The sequence below is a fragment of the Ilumatobacter sp. genome, assembly GCF_039969435.1.
GTDB lineage: Bacteria > Actinomycetota > Acidimicrobiia > Acidimicrobiales > Ilumatobacteraceae > Ilumatobacter_A.
Window position 1 is genome coordinate 63,041 of the sequence record NZ_JBDVNU010000022.1, and the last position, 21,676, is coordinate 84,716.

Annotated in this window: 18 protein-coding genes; 12 read left to right on the forward strand and 6 right to left on the reverse strand. The window is 65.0% G+C overall.

Going from position 1 to position 21,676, the window contains the following annotated elements; translation table 11 throughout:
* Positions 1-130 precede the first annotated feature (130 nt).
* A complete protein-coding gene (locus ABJK40_RS12895) occupies positions 131-280 on the forward strand; it encodes a hypothetical protein (RefSeq protein WP_348479523.1) in 150 nt (49 codons plus the stop codon).
* A 384-nt stretch (positions 281-664) separates the two neighbouring features.
* On the opposite strand, the gene ABJK40_RS12900 is transcribed toward ABJK40_RS12895, so the two are convergent.
* Genes ABJK40_RS12900 through ABJK40_RS12910 form a run of 3 tightly spaced genes read right to left on the reverse strand, consistent with a single transcriptional unit; the run spans position 665 to position 2,251 of the window.
* Entirely contained in the window at positions 665-904 is a 240-nt protein-coding gene (locus tag ABJK40_RS12900) for a hypothetical protein (RefSeq protein WP_348479524.1), read from the reverse strand.
* A gap of 14 nt (positions 905-918) precedes the next feature.
* Positions 919-1,215 carry a hypothetical protein gene (locus ABJK40_RS12905; RefSeq protein ID WP_348479525.1) on the reverse strand — a complete coding sequence of 99 codons (297 nt, stop codon included), beginning with the start codon at positions 1,213-1,215 and terminating at the stop codon, positions 919-921.
* A gap of 1 nt (position 1,216) precedes the next feature.
* Positions 1,217-2,251, reverse strand: a complete 1,035-nt coding sequence (locus ABJK40_RS12910) for a M23 family metallopeptidase (protein WP_348510298.1) — start codon at positions 2,249-2,251, stop codon at positions 1,217-1,219.
* A gap of 310 nt (positions 2,252-2,561) precedes the next feature.
* Here ABJK40_RS12910 and ABJK40_RS12915 point away from each other — a divergent pair, with 310 nt between their 5' ends.
* The 8 genes from ABJK40_RS12915 to ABJK40_RS12950 all read left to right on the forward strand — a co-directional run bounded on the left by ABJK40_RS12915 (position 2,562) and on the right by ABJK40_RS12950 (position 14,228).
* A complete protein-coding gene (locus ABJK40_RS12915; RefSeq protein WP_348479528.1) occupies positions 2,562-2,840 on the forward strand; it encodes a hypothetical protein in 279 nt (92 codons plus the stop codon).
* Positions 2,841-2,846: 6 nt separating this feature from the next.
* Entirely contained in the window at positions 2,847-3,572 is a 726-nt protein-coding gene (locus ABJK40_RS12920; RefSeq protein ID WP_348479529.1) for a hypothetical protein, read from the forward strand.
* Positions 3,572-4,909, forward strand: coding sequence for a hypothetical protein (locus tag ABJK40_RS12925; RefSeq protein WP_348479530.1), 1,338 nt, complete (start codon positions 3,572-3,574; stop codon positions 4,907-4,909). Before ABJK40_RS12920 ends, ABJK40_RS12925 begins: the two co-directional genes overlap by 1 nt.
* Positions 4,909-6,417, forward strand: a complete 1,509-nt coding sequence (locus ABJK40_RS12930) for an SCO6880 family protein (protein WP_348479531.1) — start codon at positions 4,909-4,911, stop codon at positions 6,415-6,417. Before ABJK40_RS12925 ends, ABJK40_RS12930 begins: the two co-directional genes overlap by 1 nt.
* A gap of 182 nt (positions 6,418-6,599) precedes the next feature.
* Positions 6,600-7,826, forward strand: a complete 1,227-nt coding sequence (locus ABJK40_RS12935) for a hypothetical protein (RefSeq protein WP_348479532.1) — start codon at positions 6,600-6,602, stop codon at positions 7,824-7,826.
* Positions 7,823-8,923 carry a toprim domain-containing protein gene (locus ABJK40_RS12940; protein WP_348479533.1) on the forward strand — a complete coding sequence of 367 codons (1,101 nt, stop codon included), beginning with the start codon at positions 7,823-7,825 and terminating at the stop codon, positions 8,921-8,923. Before ABJK40_RS12935 ends, ABJK40_RS12940 begins: the two co-directional genes overlap by 4 nt.
* Before the next feature lie 209 nt (positions 8,924-9,132).
* Positions 9,133-9,408 carry a hypothetical protein gene (locus ABJK40_RS12945; RefSeq protein WP_348479534.1) on the forward strand — a complete coding sequence of 92 codons (276 nt, stop codon included), beginning with the start codon at positions 9,133-9,135 and terminating at the stop codon, positions 9,406-9,408.
* Between the two features lie 89 nt (positions 9,409-9,497).
* Complete coding sequence (locus tag ABJK40_RS12950; protein ID WP_348479535.1) at positions 9,498-14,228, forward strand: DEAD/DEAH box helicase family protein; 4,731 nt, start codon at positions 9,498-9,500, stop codon at positions 14,226-14,228.
* A gap of 33 nt (positions 14,229-14,261) precedes the next feature.
* Here the strand turns inward: ABJK40_RS12950 and ABJK40_RS12955 are convergent, their stop codons facing one another.
* The 3 genes from ABJK40_RS12955 to ABJK40_RS12965 form a co-directional block, all read right to left on the reverse strand.
* Positions 14,262-14,795 carry a hypothetical protein gene (locus ABJK40_RS12955; RefSeq protein ID WP_348510299.1) on the reverse strand — a complete coding sequence of 178 codons (534 nt, stop codon included), beginning with the start codon at positions 14,793-14,795 and terminating at the stop codon, positions 14,262-14,264.
* 217 nt (positions 14,796-15,012) lie between these two features.
* Positions 15,013-16,308, reverse strand: a complete 1,296-nt coding sequence (locus tag ABJK40_RS12960) for a hypothetical protein (protein WP_348510300.1) — start codon at positions 16,306-16,308, stop codon at positions 15,013-15,015.
* Positions 16,309-16,310: 2 nt separating this feature from the next.
* A complete protein-coding gene (locus ABJK40_RS12965; RefSeq protein WP_348479538.1) occupies positions 16,311-17,063 on the reverse strand; it encodes a hypothetical protein in 753 nt (250 codons plus the stop codon).
* 269 nt (positions 17,064-17,332) lie between these two features.
* On the opposite strand from ABJK40_RS12965, the gene ABJK40_RS12970 reads away from it, so the two are divergent.
* The 3 genes from ABJK40_RS12970 to ABJK40_RS12980 are packed head-to-tail and all read left to right on the forward strand — an operon-like array spanning position 17,333 to position 21,413.
* Positions 17,333-19,354: a type IV secretory system conjugative DNA transfer family protein gene (locus ABJK40_RS12970; RefSeq protein ID WP_348479539.1), complete on the forward strand. Its 2,022-nt coding sequence runs from the start codon at positions 17,333-17,335 to the stop codon at positions 19,352-19,354.
* The gene (locus tag ABJK40_RS12975; protein WP_348479540.1) at positions 19,351-21,108 is read left to right on the forward strand and encodes an ArdC family protein; all 1,758 of its coding nucleotides are present in this window, start codon (positions 19,351-19,353) and stop codon (positions 21,106-21,108) included. Before ABJK40_RS12970 ends, ABJK40_RS12975 begins: the two co-directional genes overlap by 4 nt.
* On the forward strand, positions 21,105-21,413 hold the full coding sequence (locus ABJK40_RS12980) for a hypothetical protein (protein WP_348479541.1): 309 nt from the start codon (positions 21,105-21,107) through the stop codon (positions 21,411-21,413). The genes ABJK40_RS12975 and ABJK40_RS12980 overlap by 4 nt, the downstream gene beginning before the upstream one ends.
* The last annotated feature ends 263 nt before the right edge of the window (positions 21,414-21,676 follow it).

A 21,676-nucleotide genomic window follows, 5' to 3' on the forward strand; every position in this document is an offset into this window, starting at 1 on the left:
TTGTTCTGACTCGGATTCTCGCTCCCCAGTACGGGGCGTCGCCAATATGTCAACTGGCGGCCCAGCCAGGCCCTAAACTGGGCTGCCGATGCCGTCGATACCTGCTCGTCTGCCTGTCTGTACGGTCGTCGTGACCGTCGACTCCACAGCAGAGGTCCTCGATGATCTCGGCGCGCACGCCCGAGCCGCTTTGGAGCGGTTCGACGACGACGAGGGCTTCATCAGCGGCGCACTCCATGTCATCAACGACGGAACGAGGCTGGTCCAGTATCTCCAGTAGACGTCGGAGACGGCATACGTTCAATGCCGAGACGACCCGAAATGGGATCACCTGACGTCGACTAGAACGTTCGCTGATCACGTCGCGGCTGGACGAGCCCGCATCGACGCTCGCACCGACGCTGTGGTCGCATCTTCGAATTGAGATCGGAACTCGCTCAGCGGACCTGACGGAACGTGCTCAGTGGTAGCGCTCTTGGACCAGCGCGAACCGTCGCACACTGGCCGCCGGAGCGCCCATATCGCGCCGGCAAACTCCTGCCCCGCATAGCGCAGGCACGTATGCGGGTGCCTACCCGCTCGAGATCGCGCGACCTTGGGTCAATCCGCGATCCTCCAGATCGGGAAGGTGCTGCTCGTCGACGTCAGCGGTCGCCGATGGGGTTCAAGGCGCGCCGCGGTGGTCGGCTCGGTGGTGGTAAGCGGCGGCGTCGAGGAGGCTCGCTACGGCACGTTCGAGCCGGTCGAGCGAGGCTGGCGAGCCTCCGCTCAGGACGAACCGGCCGCCACAGAGCTTGCACTTCCATCCGATCGGTTCATCGAGCGTCTCGTACACCGCCGGGTCGAGCCCATCTTTGAAGCGGGCCATGATCTCGCAAGTTGTGGAATTGTCGATTTCAGTCATTCGAGCTGGTCCCTTCAGAAGAGGGTGCCCTGGTCGCCGTCCGGCGGACCGGTGCGGACGGGACGAGGGAGTTTGAAGTTGAGGGCGAGTTCGTCGATGGCGTTGGCGAGGTGTTCGGGGCCGGAGTGCCAGGCGTCGGGGTTGAGGTAGTCCGCGAGCCAGCGGTCGACGGGTGGCTGGCTGCAGCGGCTGGCTCGGGCGAGGGTGGTGTGCGCGGCGGCGATGTCGATCGGGTCGTGACCGGCGTCGGGATCTCGAACGGCCTGATGGATGAGCGCCACGGCAGCTCGGATCTCGGGTGTGGTGGGCATGTCAGGTTTGGAAGCTGCAGCCGCTTGTGGGGAGGTCGGCGGCGAGCGGGATCGCCGTTCCGTGGTAGAGGGCGTCGAGGAGGGGTTGGGGGCAGTGGCGGATGCCGTTGATGCGGAGTTCGAGGTGGAGATGGGCGCTGCCTGAGCGGCCGCTGTTTCCTGAGTCAGCGATGTGCTGGCCGGGTGCGACTGCGTCGCCTTCGGCGACGTGGCTTGTGCTGTTGTGGCAATAGGTGTGGCGGAGGCCGTCTGGGTGCTGGATGGTGATTCCGACGCCGCACGAGGTGCAAGCCGCTGGAGGGTTGTTGCCGCCGCAGCCGGCTGCCCACCAGTTGCCGGTCCAGGTGCCGACGTTGGCGACGGTGCCGCCGGTGATTGCGTAGATGGGTGTGCCGGCGGGAATCATGAAGTCCCAGGCGGGGTAGTCGTGGTGCGGGTCGTCGAGGGTGTTCTCGCCGATGACTTCTCGCGGAGCGGGCAGTGCCCAGTCGCCGGTGACGGCGGTCGGCCCGCACGTGATTGCGTTCTCGCCGCCGGCTTCGGCCTTCTCGTTGTAGGTGTCGAGCCAGCGGGTTTGGTACTCGCGGACGGTGAGGGTGTTGCCGGCTGAGGGTGCGGGGATTCGGTCCATCCAAGAGGGATCGTCGAGGGCGGCGGGGTAGTACCAGACGATGGGGACGGCTTCGACGGAGTTGTCGTTGTCGGCGAGGATTGCAGAGACGTTGACGCCAGCAACTTGGTCTTGGATGAAGTCGGGTGCCGAGGCAGCGGTGGGGTAGAGGTCGGTCGAGACGTCGGCTTCGCCAGCCCAATAGCGCCAGGTGGTGTCGATGTATTGGTAGGCGCCGGAGGCGCTGGATCCGCCGGATTCGATCTGGTAGTTGCCGCCTGACTCGAGGGTGCGGATGGTGTCGAGGATGGTTCCGAGTTGTCCGCAGGCGTAGACGCCGGTCGAGTCGCCGCCGTTGGCGAAGACGAGCGGGATCGACAGGACGAAGCCGATGGTTCCGAAGATGAGCGCGGCGAGTGCTTTCACGTGTGCAACAGGCCCACGACGACCTCGATCGTTACAGGAAAAAGGTTTGTTGTAACGATTGGCGGGTTGTGGGGCCTGTTGGGGGTTGAAGCGATGCCGCATCGGGTGGCGTCGCCGGAGTCCGTGGAGGATCCCCATGCACAACGTCCGCCGTTCCCAGCTGGCCGCTGACACAGCAATCGGCATCCCGGCTGAGCTGATCGTCGACCGAACGCGCCGCCGCGACCGTGGTGTCCGGATCCTTCGTCGGCTGACGCTCGCGACTGTTCCGCTGGTCACCGCAGGATTGTTCGTCGGTACGCCTGGCCCCGTGTTGGCATCGCCGCTGGATGACGTGTCACCGACGTCGGAGGGTCTACCCGGGGCGGAGTTGTTCCAGAACATTTTAGGGTGGGCTTTCTGGGTCGCGCTGGGCGTGTGCGGCCTCGTGATCCTGTATGGGGCGGCGACGTGGCGGGGGATGAACGGCAACTCGGGTCGAGGGGTCGAGGGCAAGATGTATGTCGCTGCAGGGGCGATCGGTGCCATGGTCATCGGCCTGGCACCGACGATCGTGTCCGTGCTGTTCGATGCCGGCCAGGCCGGGTGAACGGAGATGTCTCGTCCCAAGCTCGCTGCGGCTGCGCTCGTCGGCCTCTTGGTCGTGGTGTGGGCTGTCCAATCATTCGTGCTCGGTGAGGGTTCGTCCGATCGGCCCGTCGCCGACGCACCTCCTTCGGCAGTCATCGTCGAGACCTTGCCGGGTGAAGGCGAGCCCGTCCCGGCCGAGCCGGTCGTTGCGGCGGGGGAGTTGTCGGGAATCCCGGTTGGCTACCCACGGACTGATCAGGGTGCCACGACCGCTGCGGTCAACTGGGTGGCGTCGTTTCCTCGGTTGATGCGGATGGGTCCGCTGCGGCTGTCGAACACGCTCGGCGAACTGATGACCGAATCCGCGGGCCCGGCGGGTGTTGCCGAGGCGGTCGCTGACTACTGGGTGTTGTTCGACGAACTCGGGCCCAAGTTCCGAGAGCGGGTGTGGATCGAATCGCCACTGCAGACCATCGCGACCTCGACATCGGAGTTGGTGGCCGAGGTGCGGGTGTGGTCTGTGGTGACGACCGGCGATCCGGAGTCGGGTCCGATCGAGTCGATCTGGCGGACGCATCTGATCACGTTGATGTGGGAGCGCGACGACTGGCGTGTCGACAACATCACCGTCGTCGAGGGTCCAACGCCCGTGCCGGCCGAGGCGTTGCTGCCGTCGCCGCCGAGCGACTTCGAGGACGTCGATTCGTGGACGCCGGCTGTGTTTGCTGACACGACCCGAGGGGAGGGCTGATGGGCATCTTCGGATCGTTGGTCGGGTGGATCGCCACGCCGTTCACCGCTGCGGCGGGTTGGGCGTGGGACACCGTGGTCGGTGGCATCACCGACTGGATCATGAAAGGTGTCCTGTCGCTGTTGATGGCGATGTGGAACTTCATGGACACTGCCTCGTCGCCGAGGCTGAAGTCCGACTGGTTCTACTGGGCCGAGTCATCACCATTCCGGATCGCGCTCGGCATCGGTATCGCCATGTCAGGCCTGCTCGTGCTGCTCGCCATCACACGCGCTGTCGCTGCCGGGTCGCCCGGTGCCGTGTTGAAGTCGGTGGGGCACGACCTGCCGCTGGCCGCGCTGTCGATGTTCATGCTGGTCACGATCACCGCTGCAGCAGTCGATGTTGCCGACGCGTTGTCGGACTACATCTGGCAGCAGACCCGTGACGACGCCGAGGACGCTCTGGCGGCGCTTGGTGACGTGATGATCGCAGCGTCGGGCAACTGGTTCTTCGTCGGCCCGTTGATCGGCGTCGTGATGATCATCGCAATGTTGTTCATGTGGGTCGTGCTGTTCGTACGGGAATCGCTGATCTACCTCGTGGTGATCTACGCGGTGGCGTTCGGCTTGCCGTCGATGATCTTCCCACCGCTGCGCGACACATCGAAGAAGGTCCTCGAACTGCTCGTCGCGCTCGTGATCGCCAAGCCGGTGATGATCTTGGCGATCTCGGTCGGCGTGTCCGCGCTCGGCGGCATCGGCGCGACCGGTGAGCCGGGCGAAGGCGTCGGTGACAACGCGGCAGCGGAGTTGGGGACGTTGATCGTCGGGGTCGTGACGTTCGGAATGGCGGCATTCATGCCGTTCTTGTTGTTCAAGCTGATGCCCGTCGTCGCTGCCGCTGTCGTGGCGCAGGGCGTCGCGTCGGGTCCGATGCGTGCCGGTCAGCAGGGCATGCAAATGCAGTACTACGGATCGAGCACGATGCGTCGCCTCGGTGGTTCCAACGGCGGCTCAGCAAGCAAGTCAGGAGCCGGTGCGGCTGGATCGTCGGGCGGTGCCGGGCCGGGTGGCCCCTCGGGTGCGGCTGGTGGTGCTGGCCCGGCGGGTGGCTCCGGTGTCGGTGCTGGCCTCGCCGGCGGTGGTGGCGGTGCGGCAGTCGGCTCGTCTGGGGGAGCGGTGTCGACCGCTGCTGCGGCTCCCGCTGCTGGCCCGCTGGCGCCGGTCGTGGTCGCAGCGGCGGCTGCCAAGGCGGGGGCGGACGCTGTGAAGTCGACCGCCAAGCAATCGGCCGGATCGCTTTCGACCGAACCTCGAGGCTCGACACCGAGCCTCGACCTGAAGGGAGGCCAGTGATGGCAACGAATGAAGAGTCCGTGCGCGGTTACCGGTTCGGCGAACGCCGTCGGTCGGGAATGTTTGGAACGATCCCTCCATCGCTCGCTGGGGTGGGGGCAGTGGCCCTCGGAGCGGCATGGTGTGCCATTGCCGGCTACGTGCCGATGCCGATTGCAGGGGCCGTGATGTTGGTGTGTGGGTGGTTGTGGTTCGGCAAGCTCCACGACCGACCGGCGCACGAGATCCTGCCGGCGCTGGCGACGTGGTGGTGGCGTCGACTGCGGTCTCGCAACCGTTGGTACCGACCAGTGGCACTCATCGTCGATGGCGAGCAGCCGACGGCGCTCCCACCGGTGCTGTCGGGGATCGATCTGTTCGAGTTCGACGTCGACTGGCTGTCGCCCGGAGAGAACGTCCCGATCGGTGTAGTTCGCGATCGTCAGGCAGGCTCGCTCACCGCAGTGCTCAAGGTGTGCGGTGACGGGCAGTTCGCTCTGGTCGACTCCGCAACGCAGAGCATGCGGATCGACGAATGGGGATCGGCGATCGGCGGTTTCGCACGTGAGAACTCGCCGGTTGCTCGGGTGACGTTCCACGACTGGACCTCGCCGGTGCCGATCCGTGACACGGTCGCCCAACTCGAATCACGGTGGTCCGACGAAGCCGAACACCCCGCACGTGAGGGCTACCTGCAGTTGCTGCGGGACACGTCGGCAACCGTCGTCGACCACGAAGTGCTCGTCGAGGTGACCGTCGAGCTCTCCCGACTCTCCAAGCCCAAAGGTGAATCCGTACTCGCTGCCGGACTACGAACCGTGGCCGAGCAAAGCCGGCTGTTCGCTCACCGGTTGAACGGGGCCGGGCTTCGCGTCGAATCGGTGCTGTCCGGCTCGGACCTCGTCACGGCAATGCGGGTCCGTTCCGACCCCTCGGTGGTCGAGCAGTTGGCGACCTTGAAGCGGTCGCTCGCTGCCGCTACCGGAGTATCGGCTCCGACGTTCGGGCCGATGCACGTCGACGACCAACTCGGCCACGTCGCCGTCGATGGAGCGGTGCACCGGTCGTGGTGGTTCGCATCATGGCCACGGCGTGAAGTTCCAGGCTCGTGGCTGGATTCGCTGATGTTCGAGTCGGGCTGCACGCGGTCGTTGACGACGGTATTCGAACCCGTGCCGCCGTCGAAGTCCGATTCCGACGTCGACCGGGAGCGCACCCAACGCGAGGCGAACATGGAGACCCGTCGCCGCAAGGGGTTCATTGTTCGCCGTGCCGATCACAAGGCCATCGGCGAGGTCGAGTCACGCGAGAATGAACTGTCCGCTGGGTTCGTCGAGGTTCGGTACACAGGCCTGCTCACCCTCACAGCCACCACGGTTGACCAGCTCGAAACCCAGGGTGCCGATCTCGAGCAGGCGGCAGCGAACGTCGGTGTCGAGTTACAACCGTTGTGGGGCCGTCAGGGTGACGGCTGGGTGTCGTCGCTCCCGCTCGGCCGGAACCTCGCCCGCCGGTTCGGAGAACACTGATGCGCTCGCCGACCGACTGGTTGCGTCGACCCACCGAGACCCATCCCGACATGGGAGAGCCAACGCCTGCAATCCGAGGTGCTGACCCGATTTCCGGTTCCGGCAAAGGACTACGGCTTCCTCGTCATCGAGGGACGACGGCACACGCTGCATCGATCTACCCGTTTCACGGTGGGCGGGCGTTGCAGGACACGGCGTCGCCCTATGTCGGGGTGAACGTGACCGACGGGAACAGCGCATGGTCCTACGACCCGTTCGAACTGTACGGGCGCGACCTCGGCGGCGGCGTCGTGCTGACGAACTCGAACATGCTCGTCCTCGGCGAACCCGGCAACGGCAAGTCATCGGCAGTCAAGACGATGCTGTACCGCCAAGCAGCGTTCTACGGGTACCGCAGGTTCTTGTCGATCTCCGATCCGAAAGGCGAGTACGGACCGCTCGCAGCGGCGCTCAACATGCCCGTCGTCAAGCTCTTTCCCGGCGGAGCAGACCGGCTCAACCCACTCGACCCGGGACCCGGCGACCAGTTGCGTTCGCTGATGAACCGCCAGATCCTCGTGACCGGGCTGCTCTCGACCGTGATGAAACGGGATCTCGACCCGATCGAGGAAGCAATTCTCACCACGGCGATCGAGGTCCTCGACGACACCCATGCCTCATCGCTGATGCCCGCCACATTGGTCGACCTCGCCAACCTGCTCGGCGAACTGCCCGCACGAGTCCGCCACATGGATGAGTTGAAGTTGCTCGACGACAACGACATCGCTCACGCCGTCACCGCGATCCGCCTCGCCCTGTCAAAGCTTCTGCAGAAGTCGTTGCGCGGCATGTTCGACGGCCAATCAACGGTGTCGATCGACCAGATGTCGGGCCAAGGCGTCGTCGTCGACCTCTCCGCAGTGTTCTCGAACCTCGACGCCCTCCCACTCGTGCAGATGGCGACCGCCGCATCGCTCGCCGGGCAGATGGCCGCACTCAAAGACCAGGGTCGGCGCGGCATCCTCGTCGACGACGAGGTCTGGGCGACGATGGCATCAGAACGCGCAGCCAAGACCCTGCAAGAACGGCTGAAGCTCTGCCGGCTCTGGGGATTCTGGAACATCCTCATCACCCACCGCCTCTCCGACCTCCAGGCACAAGCCGACACCGGCACTTCAGCATCAAAGGTCGCCGAAGGACTCCTCGCAGACGTGCAGACCCGCGTCGTGTTTCGCCAGGCCACCGACCAACTCGCCCGGACCGGTGAGTTGTTGCGCATGAACCAGCGCCTCGTCGACCTTCTCCCACGTCTGACCCGTGGCCGCGCTGTGTGGAACGTCGCCGGCCGCGCCGCTGTTGTTCAGCATGTCATCGCATCCCACGGAGCGGAGCGTGAGATCTGCAATACCGATTCGGCCATGGTGGCATGACCGGTGGCTCGACCTTCCGAATCGACCGGGACGAGTTGCTCGGGCGCGTCGAGTTGACCGAAGTTCTCGATGCGCTGTCGGCGGGCGGATTCGAGCGGCATGGACGAAGGGCATGGCGATGCATCGACCCGGCACACCCGGACGAGAACCCGTCGGTCAAGGTGTCGGTCGACCGGACCGGAACACAGCGTTGGCGATGCTGGTCGGGCGGGCACGGCGGCACCGCGATCGACGCAGTGATGGTTGCCAAGTCGATGCCGGTCGGCGACGCGATCCGCTGGCTCAACGACCACCACGCACACCTCGACACCATCACCCGCCAACCCGCACCGCCGTCCAAGCCGATTGGTCGGCCCGACCCTGAAGTTGCAAGCTATGTCCACAGAGCCCACCGACTCCTGTGGACAACGGCCGGAGAACCGGTCCGTGACTGGCTTCATCAGCGCGGCGTGGCCGACGACGTCCTCAAGGCGAACGTCGTCGGAGCGGACCCCGGTCGCCGCTACTTGCCACGACCAAAGGGTTTCCCCGGCGGCTCGCCAGCAGCGGTCTACCCGGCACTCGACACGAACGGCGATCCGGTCTACTTCCAAGCACGATTCCTGGACCCACCAGACGGACGACCCAAGTACGACAATCCCGCCCGCCGATGGGCAGCCAACCCGCGCGTGGCCTGGGTGACCGCGCCCGACGGCGCGACCGAACGGCGTCCGCTCGTGGTCACCGAGGGAATCGCCGACGGACTCATCGCCGCACAAACAGGCTTCGCAGCGATCGGCGTGCTCGGCTCTCAGTACCCCGACGCCCGAGTCGCCGATGCCATCGCCGAGCACGCTCACGACCGGTCCATCGTCATCTGTTTCGATGCCGACAACGCCGGCCGGCGGGGTGCAGAACGCCTCGCCGAGATCCTCAACGAACGCGGAGTCGCGAACCCCACCGTCATCGAACCACCACCGGAGCAGGACCTGACCGACTGGGCACGACACGACCCCAACTGGGCCGACGCCATCGACCCCCCGATCATCCCGCACCTGGCCACCGCCCATATTCAACCCGTCGGCGACCTCGGCGTCGGTCTACCCCTTCCAGGATGACTCGAACTCGCGTACGATGGCAGAGACTTCCGAAGACACCCATGAACAGATGTCGTTGTTCGGCTCGATCGATGACATCGACGAAACGCAAGGAGTCGAGAATGTTGGAACTCTCACGACGCCATCTCAGGACAGCGATCTGGATGGCACTGGAAACGGACGAACCGATCCGGCACCGCTGGCTGCAGGAACACCCACACTCGGCCTCGATGATGAACCAACTGGTGACCGACGCGACCGACCTCTGGATCGCAGCCGACCAGCAACGCCAAGACGATTCGACGGCACCCTCGATCTGGACCGCGATCGAACCCGACGAAATCGAAGCAACGGTGATCTCGACCCTGCTCGAAACACCGGACCTCTGGCCCGATCTCGAAACACAATTTCCACGGACCGCGACGACGGAGCAGGCGAGCAGCGGGGTCGAGTCGCCGATCCCGGCTTCCGGCCCGACCCGGCGGGGCTGGCACCAACCGGTCTGACCCAACGCGTCGAACGCAACGTCGCCGTCGTCGAACTCCTCGACCAACTCCGGTCGAGCGGACGCGACATCACCCACGCTGATCGGCAGGTGCTGTCGGGCTGGACCGGATGGGGCGCCGCACCCCGACTGTTCGAACCGGGTGATGAAACGCTCGCCTCGGCACGCAAGCAGCTCGACGAGAAGTTCGACGACCGGGCGTGGGCGGCCGCGGCGCATTCGACGCTCAATGCTCACTTCACCGACCCGAACATCACGGCGGCGATGTGGGATCTCGTCACCGCCACCGGCTTCGAGTCCGGTCGCGTGCTCGAGCCCGGCTGCGGTTCGGGGAACTTCATCGGCACCGCACCCCAAGCGGTGAGAGAAGGTTCGGAGTTCGTCGGGATCGAACTCGAACCGATCACAGCGGCCGTCGCTCAGGCGCTGTACCCGATGGCCGACATCCGGCCCGTCGGCTTCGAGACCGTGCGTGACATCGACGGGTCCTACGACCTGGCGATCGGCAACGTCCCGTTCGGCAAGTACAGCGTCTTCGATCCGCTCCACAATCCGGACCGACTGTCGATCCACAACCACTTCCTCGCCAAGAGTCTCGCCCTCACCAAACCCGGTGGCATCGTCGCCGCAATTACTTCGCGTTACACACTGGATTCCCGCAACCCGGCACCGCGACGATTGCTTCAGTCTCACGGAGACCTGATTGCAGCCATCCGTCTCCCGAGCGGCGCGCACCAACGACTTGCCGGCACCGCAGCGGTCACCGACATCCTTGTCTTCCGGCGGCGAGGCCCGGAGGAGACACCGGCCGCTTTCGACTGGGAAACGACTGACGCCGTTCATGTGGTCGACGGTGAGGTCCGTACGAACTCGATCTTCACTTCGCACGGTCGAGGTGTCGTGATCGGCGCGTTCCGATCGGGACGGGGCATGTACGGCAACAATGAACTTCTCGTTGATCAACCCGACGGCGGCTGGCAACCAGCGCTGCAATCAGCCGTAGAGCAACTCGCTCACACAGTCGACGGTACGTTCGACCCGACGCCGCCTCGCCCGCAGCCTCCACCACCACCTGACATTGCAGGGCACACCCTCGTCGCAGGCGAACTGTTCATCGGTGACTCGGGCCGAGTCATGGAGTACCGGCCTTCCGGCCCGACCGCCGTGCCCAGCAAGAACCGCTCGCTTCTTCGCCGGCTCCGCAGCCTCGTCGAACTTCGCGACACAGCCCGCTCCGTGATGGATCTCCAATCGCACGGCACCAGTCCGGGCGCGGTGCTGGCCTGGGAGGACGCCCGAGCCGGCCTCAACGATCGCTACGACAACTACGTCCGGATCTGGGGACCGATCAACGCGTTCACGCTCACCTCGTCGGGTCGCAGGTCGATGTCGAGCCCGCAACGCTTCCGCAAAGACCCCGGATGGGGCCTCGTCTCGGCTCTCGAAGTCTTCGACGACACCTCCCAGACCGCTACCAAGGCTGCAATCTTCGAACAGTGGCTGATCACGCCACAGCGCACACATGCCGGCGCCGAAACATTGCCCGAAGCCCTCGCCACATCGCTCGCAACGCATCGAAGCGTCGACATCGACTTCATTGCCGGGCTCCTCGCCAGCGACGCCGATCACGTGCTCGCCGAGCTACGTCAAGCGGGCCTGATCCACCTGTCTCCACCGAATCCCGAGGACGACGGCGACGTGTGGGTCGACGCACAGAGCTACCTCTCCGGCAACGTTCGAACGAAGCTTCGCACCGCTGCGTCCGCAGCAGAAACCGACGACCGGTATCAGATCAACGTCGAAGCGTTGAAGGAAGTCGTGCCGGAGTGGATCCCTGCAGAGGCGATCAGCGCCCGGCTCGGTGCGGTGTGGATCGACGAAGACACCGTCCGGCAGTTCCTGGTCGACACACTCGCCGCACCCGACTACGTCAAGGTCGAACACGCCGCCCTCGTGGGGGAGTGGTCCGTGTCCGCCGCATGGTCGGCCCGCTCCGCAGTCGCTGCATCCACCGAGTGGGGAACCAGCGAAGCCGACGCCTATCGGCTCGTCGAGGACGCCCTCAATCTTCGCGCCACGGTCCTCTACCGAGAGGACTCAGCCGGCAAACGAGTCAAAGCCATCCAGGAGACGATGGCCGCCAACGACAAGAGGACCGAGATCGAGGACCGCTTCGCCGACTGGGTCTGGGAAGGCCCCGAACGCGCCGCCCGACTCGAAGCCGTCTTCAACGAACGCTTCAACTCCACCGTCCTGCCGACATGGGACGGCGCTCACCTCGGCGAACTCGTCGGCCTCTCCGCCACCTTCCAACCCCACAAGCATCAGACCGACGCCGTCTGGCGAATCATGGGCACCGACTCATCCACACTGCTCCCACACCGGGTCGGGGCCGGCAAGACCGCCGCCATGGTCATCGCCGGCCGTCAACTGAAGCGAACCGGACAGATCACCAAACCGCTGTACGTCGTGCCGAACCACATGCTCGACCAGTTCTCACGAGAGTTCTCACAGCTCTACCCGACCGCACGAGTCCTCGTCGCCGGCAAGGACGACCTTGCGCGAGACGCCCGCCGCACGTTTGTCGCTCGGTGCGCGACCGGCGATTGGGACGGCGTCGTCATGACCCAATCGACGTTCTCGAGAATCGAGACATCGATCGAGACGCAGACCGACTTCATCCGCGACCAACTCACGATCTTCGACGAGGCCGCCCACCGAGCATCCGAGGGTGACAACCGGGCCGCAGCGAAAGCGATCGAGAAGGCCAAGGCCCGTCTGAACTCATCGCTTGCCACCTTGTTGAACACCGAGACCGACGTCCAGTCAGTGACGTTCGAGCAACTCGGCGTCGACTACGTGTTCGCCGACGAGGCCCACGCCTACAAAGGGTTGCCGTTCTTCACGAAGCTGCCGATCGGCACGTCATCGTCGAAACGGGCGACGGACATGTGCATGAAGCTCGACTGGCTCCGCTCCCAGTACGGGCCCAAGGTCGCCACGTTCGCCACTGGGACACCGATCGCGAACTCGCTCGCCGAGATGTGGGTCATGAAGCGATTCCTCGCCCCCGACACCCTCGACGAGATGGAGATGATGTCGTTCGACTCCTGGGCCGGCACGTTCGCCCGCTCCGTCACCAACATGGAACTCGCACCCGAGGGCGGACGCTTCCGACTCAACACGCGCATCGCCAGCTTCGACAACGTCCCGGAACTCCTCACCATCTTCCGGTCCTTCGCCGACTTCCTCCCCGAGAACGCACTCGACTCACTCAACGTCCCCGACCTCGTCGACGGACAAGCCGAAACCGTGCTCGTTCCCGCCACCGATCAACTCCGCAACCTGATCGCCGAACTCGGCGAACGCGCCGACGACATCCGAGGCCGCGGCGTCGACCCGACCGTGGACAACATGCTCAAGGTCTGCAACGACGGACGACTCGCCTCGCTCGACCTCCGCCTCATCGACCGAACCCAACCCGTCGACACCGGCAAAGTCGACCACGTCGCCCAACGAGTCACCGACCTCTGGCAGCAATACCAGAACACCGAGTACCTCGACACCACCGGCGCACCGTCGACCCAGCCGGGAGCACTGCAGGCCGTGTTCTGCGACAAGGGCACGCCCGGCTCAGCACGCAGCTTCACGGTCTACGACGAACTCAAACGACAACTCGTGCAGCAAGGCATGGACCCGGAGCGGATCGCGTTCATCCATGACGCCAACAGCGACACCGCCAAGGCCCGACTGTTCACCGCCTGCCGAGACGGCGACATCGATGTGATCGTCGGCTCCACCGACAAGATGGGCGTCGGCACCAACATCCAGAACCGCCTCGTCGCCCTCCACCACATCGACGCCCCATGGCGCCCCGCCGACATCGAACAACGAGAAGGCCGAGCGCTCCGCCAAGGCAACCAGAACCCCGAAGTCCACATCATCCGCTACGTAACGGAAGCGTCATTCGACCCGTACATGTGGCAGACGCTGGAACGCAAAGCCCGCTTCATCGGCCAAGTCACCCGCACCGGCGAGATCGACCCCACCATGCGCTCGGTCGACGACCTTGACACCGACGTCGTGCTCTCCTACGCCGAACTCAAAGCGATCGCTACCGGCAACCCCCTCGTGCAACGACACGCCGAAATCGCGTCCGAACACGCCCGCCTCACCCGTCTCGCCGTCAACCACGCCAAGACACAGCGAGAACTCCCGCGCCGGATCGCCAGCCTCCGACGCCAACACACCGAAGCGACCGACCGCATCGAAAGACTCACCGAGATCGACAGCCGACGGCAGATCACCCGAGGCAATGACTTCGCGTACACCGACGCCGACGGCACAGTCGTCAGCGAACGCGCAGACGGCGGGAGACGCCTCCGTGAGCGCCTCGTCGCACTGCGCGGCACGCACGACTGGGCACCCGTCGGGACGCTCGGCGGAATGCAACTCACCGGCAGGCAACGGCCCTCGCACCTGATCCCTGGGTTCGAGGTAGCGATCGACGACACCGGCTTCTCGCCGACCGGATGGAACACCGCAGCGCTCTGGGACGCCGCACCCCACACCCTCATGACCACCCTCGAACGACGCATCGAGAAGATCCCCGAAGAGATCGACATCTCGAAACAACGACAAGCGACCTGCGAGGAACAGATCAGCCGAGCATCAGAACTCGTCGGCCACGTCTTCGCTCACACCGAGCAAGTCGACACACTCACCGCCGAACTCGAGGCGCTCTCGACCGAACTCGCTGGCCTTAACGCTCCGCCTGAACCGCCGCCTCCAATACCCAAGCCGCCGTCGATCGACCTGTAACTGGGTCTGGGCGGGCGCTTCGATGAGGTCGAGTCAGAGTCCTCGTTGACGACGCAGCAGTTCGTTCAACTCGGGCAGTGCCTCGTGGTCTTTCTCGCGACCGGCGAACTCTTTCGAGGCAACAATGTCTTCAAGTGACGCCAAGAGGACGGACAGTTCCCCGACCTCGTAGCCGACCGCACGAGTCACGAGGTCGGAGTATCCGTGCCGATCGCCGGATCGGTCACGAAGGTCGACGAGTAGGTCGAGCGGGCCGGCATCCGTCATCCAGGTCGACGAGCCGAAGGCCAATAGTGTCTGTGCGTCGATCGTGACCGGTAAATGGCTTGCTTCTTCGTCCGACATCCCGCCGACACGCAGTCGCGCATTCAACTCGACGAGCGCGCTCGCCATGCGTTCAAGGTTCTCATTCGTCGTGTTCGGTACGCAGTCGACGTCAGCGGTCTGTCGCTGAGCCCCGTGAGCGCGAGCAGCAAGGCCGCCGACGAGTAGGTACTCGACTTCGTGATGGTCGAGCGTGGCCAGGACCCGATCAGGGTCGAACGCAGTTTCGACTTCGTCAGGCACCGGAAGCCGCTGGTGTGCGACTCGCGTTGATCTCGTCGACGAACGCAATCACCTTCGCCGGCGTGTCGAGCCGACGACCGTCCCGCGTGATCGAGACATCATCGTCCGTGGGCGGGCGATCGCCAGCGAGGTCGCGGGCACTCTCAGTTCTGCCGATGGAACCTTCCTTCATGAAGTTCATCGTACCCGCCGACGGAACGCCGAGGGAGGGACGCCTTCACAACAACGGCCCGATGTCGAGTGATGGGGGAGGCGCCTGTTGAGATCGTGCCACCGCTGGAGCGGCGCAGGGTTGGCGGTCGGTGACGGCGATCTCGGAAACTGCGTCGAGCCAGGCGAGGCCGTCCGGGTCGTCGTGGTGCTTGGACCATCCGTTGATGGCATTCTCGACGTCGGCTTCGTTCTTGAAGACGCCGAGGACGGTGACGGTGCTGGTGCGGTGGTTGACGGTGTGGAGTTCGCCGCTTCCGGTGTTCCAGCTCACACGCCACCGGTCGACGCTTCCGCCGGACTGCCAGGCGTGTCCGAAGTCGACGTCGATCGCTCGCCGGGACGGGAGTTCGGTGATCCAGGTACCGAGCGGTTCGTTGCCGCGATCGGGTCGCCGTGGATGCTGCATGAGGTGTTCGACGCGCTGGTCGCGGTTGAGAGTTCGCGCGTCGAGACGCAGCGGGTGGCCCAGTGATTGGGCCCACTGCCGGTCGTCGTACTTCTCCGCCCAGATATCGGGCCCGACGTGGATGCAGTCGCCTCGGGCCGATTCGAACCCGTCCTCGAATCCGTCGAACTCCTCACTCCAGTACCGCTCGACGGTGGTCCCGTAGGACTCTTCGGGCCAGTTGAACCAGATCGGTTCGCCGATGTCGGGCATCGCGCTGAGTTCTCTGAGTCGTGGCTGACGTTGGAGAAAGGTGCCGGTGTCGATTGCGTGTGCGATGTCGGAGTCGTGCGGCATGGTGGCGTAGATGCCTGCGCTGGCTGCGTTGACGATGTCGTCTTTGGTGAGCCAGGCGTCGGGGTGCTCGACGACGATCAGTGCGGTCGGTGGGACCTTGAGCGCTTGAAGCCGTTGAGCGTCAACGCTGCTGAGTCGGGTGACGGCGAGGGACTCGTCAGCAACTTCGGCCAGCGCGGTGGGAGGTGGTCCGGTGCCGGCGTCGACGATCACCACGCCTTTGTGGTGACGGATCCACTCGGCGAGGTCGGCCAGCGGGCCGTCGCCGAGTTGGTGGGGTGTCTCGCGTCCGCCGTGCGGGATGAGCGCGACGCGGGGAGCGACTTGGACGGCAGCGGCCGAGAGGATCTCGTCGGTTGTTCGACTGTCGGCTTGTTCGAGGTCGCGGACGCCGTGCTTGCTTCTGCGGAGTCCGAGCATGACGTCGAGGTCGCCGCCGAGGTCGATCAGGACGACTTGGCGGGGGTGCTGGAATGCGAGTTGTGTTGCAGCGACGGTGGTACCGACACCTCCTCGTGCTCCCCACAGGACGATGGTTTGGCTCGGTGTGTTCGCCACGGTCATGCCGCCTCGTGGCCAACGAGTTCAGCGAGCTGTGCCGCAGCACGGTGGGCGCCGACTCGAACAGCGTTGCTGCCGGCTTGGTTGCCGAGGCGGTGCTCGACGAGTTGGAGCCAGCGGTGGCGGGGGAGTTGTCCGCTGCTCACGGCGTGGGCGACTCGTTCGAGTTCCATCGCTGCGAAGACCTGTGGCTCGAAGTCGCGAACGGCGATCTGGATGCGGCTGGTGTCGATGCTGACGATGACCGGGTGGGTGTTCCGCTGGTACCGGCGGCATTCGTTGCGCACCTCGGGCTCGAGGACTCGTCTGCTGGTGCGGAGTCGGGTTGCGAGGTCCGAGATCAGCGGCCGGTGGCGTCCGTTCTCCGAGACGGGTTCGTGTTCGGGGTCGATGGTGGCGAGGAGGTGCCCTGCGGCGGCCCAGAGCGCGGAGTAGGCGTCGTCTCGCCGCTGCCGTGGGCTGAGGGTTGCTTCGATCCGGATGAGGGACGGCAGGAGTGCGATGAGCAGGACGGTGGTGGCGTCGGCGTCGTCGGCCTGGTGGCGTCGGATGAGCGCTTGGACGATCGGGTTCTGCCGCGCAGTCGGCGTTACGCAGATATCCAGGATCTCCTCGATACCGAGCCCGGCAAGTGCTGGGTCGGTTGCCCAGCGCTCTTTGATTCGGCTGTGTCGGCTTGGTGCGAGGCAGCGTTGGTAGCGACGGTCGAGTTGCTGGTGGATGGGGTGCTTGTGTGGGTGGTGGATGGCCATGGCTCGAACTCCTGGTGGAAGTGGTCGGATTGGTTCGAGTGCCACCGTGAACGTGTTCGGTCACGGCAACCCGCACGCCGGACGGGCCAGCGCTGATTAGCGTTTCTGTGCGGCGGATAGCAACTGACCTGGGGAGATGCGCATTGGCGTGCGTATTGGCGCCCAGATTGTTCGAAAGATTCCTTGTGGAGTGAGGGTTGGCGTGAACGATGTTCGGCTTGATCGCTGGCATGAGTTCCCCAGCGTCTGTGTCTTCTTCGTCCGGGTCGATGTCGCTGATCGAGACGGTCCTGTTGTCGTTGCTCGCCGCAGCGATGGCGGTCGCCGTCACGGTGTGGCTCGGGGCCGTGGTGTCTGCGATCGTCGTCGGGAGCGGCGTGCCGCCGATCGGGCTCGGCGATGCTCTCCGGTCGATCCCGTCGCTCTTCCGAGAGCCCGGTGATCCGTCGGCTGCATGGCCCACTGACGCCGTGGGAGTGATCGCCGGTCCGGTGATCTACTGGACGGCGACCGTCCTTGCAGCATTACTACTCGCCATGGTTCTCGTCGGGCTTCGGTTGCTGTGGAGGTCGTTCTCGTCTGGGCGTCGCCGGCTCGGTGTCGATGCTCACGCTCGCTTCGCGAAGCGACGCGAGTTGCGGCCGTTGATGATTCGTGAGCCGGTTGCGGGACGGTTCGTGCTCGGGGTCTGGGGCAAGTGGCTGCTGGCGACGGAGAACCAACGGTGGGCGTCGACCAATCACACCGGTGCTCGGAAGTTGCTTGCTCGGTTGACCGGTGAGTTGCGATCGGGTCAACAGGGCGACGTGACCTCGATCGCGATTGCCGGTCCGACGCGCTGCGGCAAGACGTCGCAGTGTGCGATTCCAGGCCTGCTCGACTGGCATGGTCCGGCCATCGTGCTCAGCGTCAAACGCGACCTGATGGATGCGACGATCACTCGTCGGCGCGATCTCGGCGACGTCCGCGTGTTCGACCCCGGTGGCTTCTTGAAGGAGAACCGAGGGGCTATCCAGATCGATGAACACGAGATCGCGAAGTGGTCGCCGTTGAGGTCGGCGCACACCGCGACCGGCGCGAAGAAGGCGGGCGAGGCGATGTCGGCGTGGACGCCGAAAGCCGGTGTCGACGGCGGCATGGACTTCTGGACCACGCAGGGCAAGTTGCTCTTCACCGGACTACTCGGTGCGGCGGCGTTGTCGGCGCGACCGTCAATGCGCGAGGTCGCCAAGTGGGTCTACGACATGACCCGCCCGGACCCGAACGCACCCGACACACCGAGCGGCAAGAAGAAGGAGAAGCCGTGTCCGCCGCTGGACCGGCTCAACGCCGCGTTTCAGAACCCGGCCACCAAGGAAGCCGCCGACTCCGGAATCCGACATCTGCGCTCGATCTGGAACAAACCCGACGACCGAATCATCGCATCGGTGTACGCCACAGCGCAGACCGTTTGCGATCCGTGGCTCGACCCGAACGTCGCCGCCGCGACGGACCTGACCGACGGCAAAGGGGAGTGGGTCGATCTCGACTGGTTGTTGAACACGGGACCGGAAGGCGAGGGCGCGAACACGCTGTACCTGCTCGTCAGCCTCGACGACTACAAGCGTCTCGCACCGGTCCTCGCTGGCCTGCTGTCGGATCTCAAGTCGCAGGCGTACGAGTGGGACATGCAGGGCCGCCCGTTCCCGGCACCGCTGCTGATGTTGATCGACGAGGCCGGCAACATCCCGCTCTCGTGGCTCCCGGAGGTGTCATCGACCTGCGCGGGAATCGGTATCCAGCTCGTGACGGTCTGGCAGTCGCTCGCCCAGATCCACGAGGCGTACGGCAAGCGGGCCGACATCTTGCTCACCAACCACGCGACCAAGCTCTTCTTTCCGGGAGCGTCGGACGACTCGACGCTCGGGTACGTCTCGAAGATCGTCGGCGACGAAGAGATCGAACGCCGATCCTGGTCGAACGATCTTGGCGGCGGACGACGATCGATCTCGGGCCAGCAGAATCGGGAACCACTCGTCCCGTACTTCCTCGCGCGTCTTCCCAAGTACGGGTCTGCGCTCCTCATCCACTCGAACCTCCCGCCCGCTCACGTGCAGGGACGCGAATGGTGGCGCATCAAGCGCCTCGCAGCGATGGGCCCACCCAAGCCGCAACGTGAAGTCGCGGCGCTTGGCAGTGGCCCGTGGACGCCGACCCCGGACCGAGCACCGGACACGACCAGAAGCGTCGGACCCGGTGAACAGGCGACGTTGTTCGACGACGCCGAGGCCGCGATCGAGGTGGCGTCATGAAGCGTCAGCGAGTCGATCACGCAGCAGTCATCGACGAACTCCATGCGCAGTTGGCCGAACGTGTCGGCGCCATGACCTCGACCGACGAATGGCTCGCGTACCTCGATGCCGCACGAGCGTTTCATCGGTACTCGCCACAGAACCAGATGCTCCTCGCGCTTCAGGGGGCAGAGGGATACGTCGCCTCCTACCGAAACTGGACACGCATCCCGGCGACCGATGGCGGAACGTGCCAAGTGGCGAAAGGCGAGAAGGGGCTCGCGATCCTCGCGCCGATGATCTCGAAGTCCGTCGAGGTCGACGACGACACGGGCGAGGAAACCAGCCGCGAGCGGCTCCGAGGCTTCCGCACGGTGCGAGTGTTCCACCAGGGCCAACTCGTGTCGCCTCCGGCAATCCCGGAACCGCAGATGCCCGAACTCCTCACCGGGCCAAATCGCTGGCAACACGTCTGGTCTGCCGTCGTCGGTCAACTCGAAGACGACGGCTACACGGTCTCGCTGCACTCCCGATCGCCGATCGAGAAGTGGAACGGGATGACGACGTGGGGCGAGCGATCCGTCAAAGTGGCCGACGACCTCGAACCGCCACAGCGAATCAAGACGCTGCTTCACGAGTGGGCACACGTGCAACTCGATCACGAACACCGCCTCACCGGTGAGCGCGATATCAAGGAGGTCGAGGCGGAATCGGTTGCGTACCTGCTCTCGCAGACGATCGGCCTCGACTCGCAGAGCTACTCGATCCCATATGTGACCGGATGGGCAGGCGGCGACGCCGAACTCGTCCAGTCCACCGCCGAGGCCGTGCTGACTACGACCAAGCGCCTCGTCGACATTCTCGAATCCGACCTCGGTATCGAACTGACCCCCGATGCGCTCGATCACGCCACTCCAGTCGATGGCGACAACGTGACAGCGCTTCCGATCCAAGAGCCCCAGCCAGCAGAGGTGACGACGCCAGCATCGGTCGCTCACGTGGACCAACCGAGCTTGCCGATCGACGGGATGCCCGCCGAACGCTCGGCTCGACCCGGGCTCGATCCCGCCACGATGACTGACTCCGAGTTCGTACTCGCCGTGAAGGAACGACTCGAACCCGACCCAGCCCGCCGGCTCATGTCGATCGTCTACGAACCAGACAACGCCGGCGAAGCCGCCGTCCTGATGGCCGAAGCCGGAATCACAGCGAGCCAAACAGCCCGAGTGCTCCGACATCTCGGAGTCGACGACGCCAAGATTCGCATTGCGCTCTCGACGCCGATGCCGCACGACTCCGAGCGACCGAACCTGTGGACCACCGACGAGGTGGACATTGCACTGGGCATCGAGGTCGCGGCGATCGCCGAGTCACGGATCGAGCGGGTCGAGGACAAGGCGAACCACGACCTCATCGTTCAGACGTACCGAACAGCCGAGCCTGCACGCGTGGCCGCTCTCGCCTACGGCCTCGGCGTGGAATGTCCGGACGTGATCCGAATGTGCGTGAACAGTCGACCCGATCCGACTGCCGCTTTCGAGATCGCCGTGTCAATGCACCCCGGCGACACCGGGACAGCAATCGCACAGCTGCGACAGACCTGGCCGAACCCGCCCGGAGGGTGGGACGCCTACCTACCGACGACAGCGCCAGCGCTCCCCGCAGCGAGCGCCGAGGTCGACGACTACGCATCGACTCAAGCCATCCTCGACGAGTGGTACGGCCTCGACACCGTGGCTTCTCCGCCGCCCGCACCGGAGCATTCGATCACATGAGCGACACAGCGACGGACACGCTCCATGACGCTCTCGACGCATTCCTCGGAACCGTCTTCTGGTCCGACGACGAGGTCACCCTTGAGGACGCTCTGGCCGAGGCGATCGACGATTGGGTTGCTTTGGTGTCGGCGGAGTTCAACGGCTCGCGTCCATTCGTTGATGTCGTGAGCAATGACGCTCTGCGGTCGGGACTTCTGCAGATGGCGGCGGCAGTCGGGATGCTCTCCGACCAGCTACAGCCGGGCATGACGATGACGCTCGCGCTCTCGAGTGCAACGACCGACTGGCTGGAGAGCAACTGACGCTGTCGGAGACGATCCGGTTCGAGGTCTGAAATCGATAGAAACCAGGTTCAGGACACGCAGGCCGGGCCGTCGATATGTGCGATCCTCGATCAACCGCTCCAGGACTGCCCGCCGATCGAAAGTGAGGATATGGGGGTAATCCTCGCCGCTTTCAGTGGTGGTGAGGGACTCTGGGTGACTGCCCCGCCGGGGCTCGAAAGGAACCCATCCCATGTCTTGGTCACCTGAGTTTCAACGCGTGAATCGCGCCGACGGAGGGG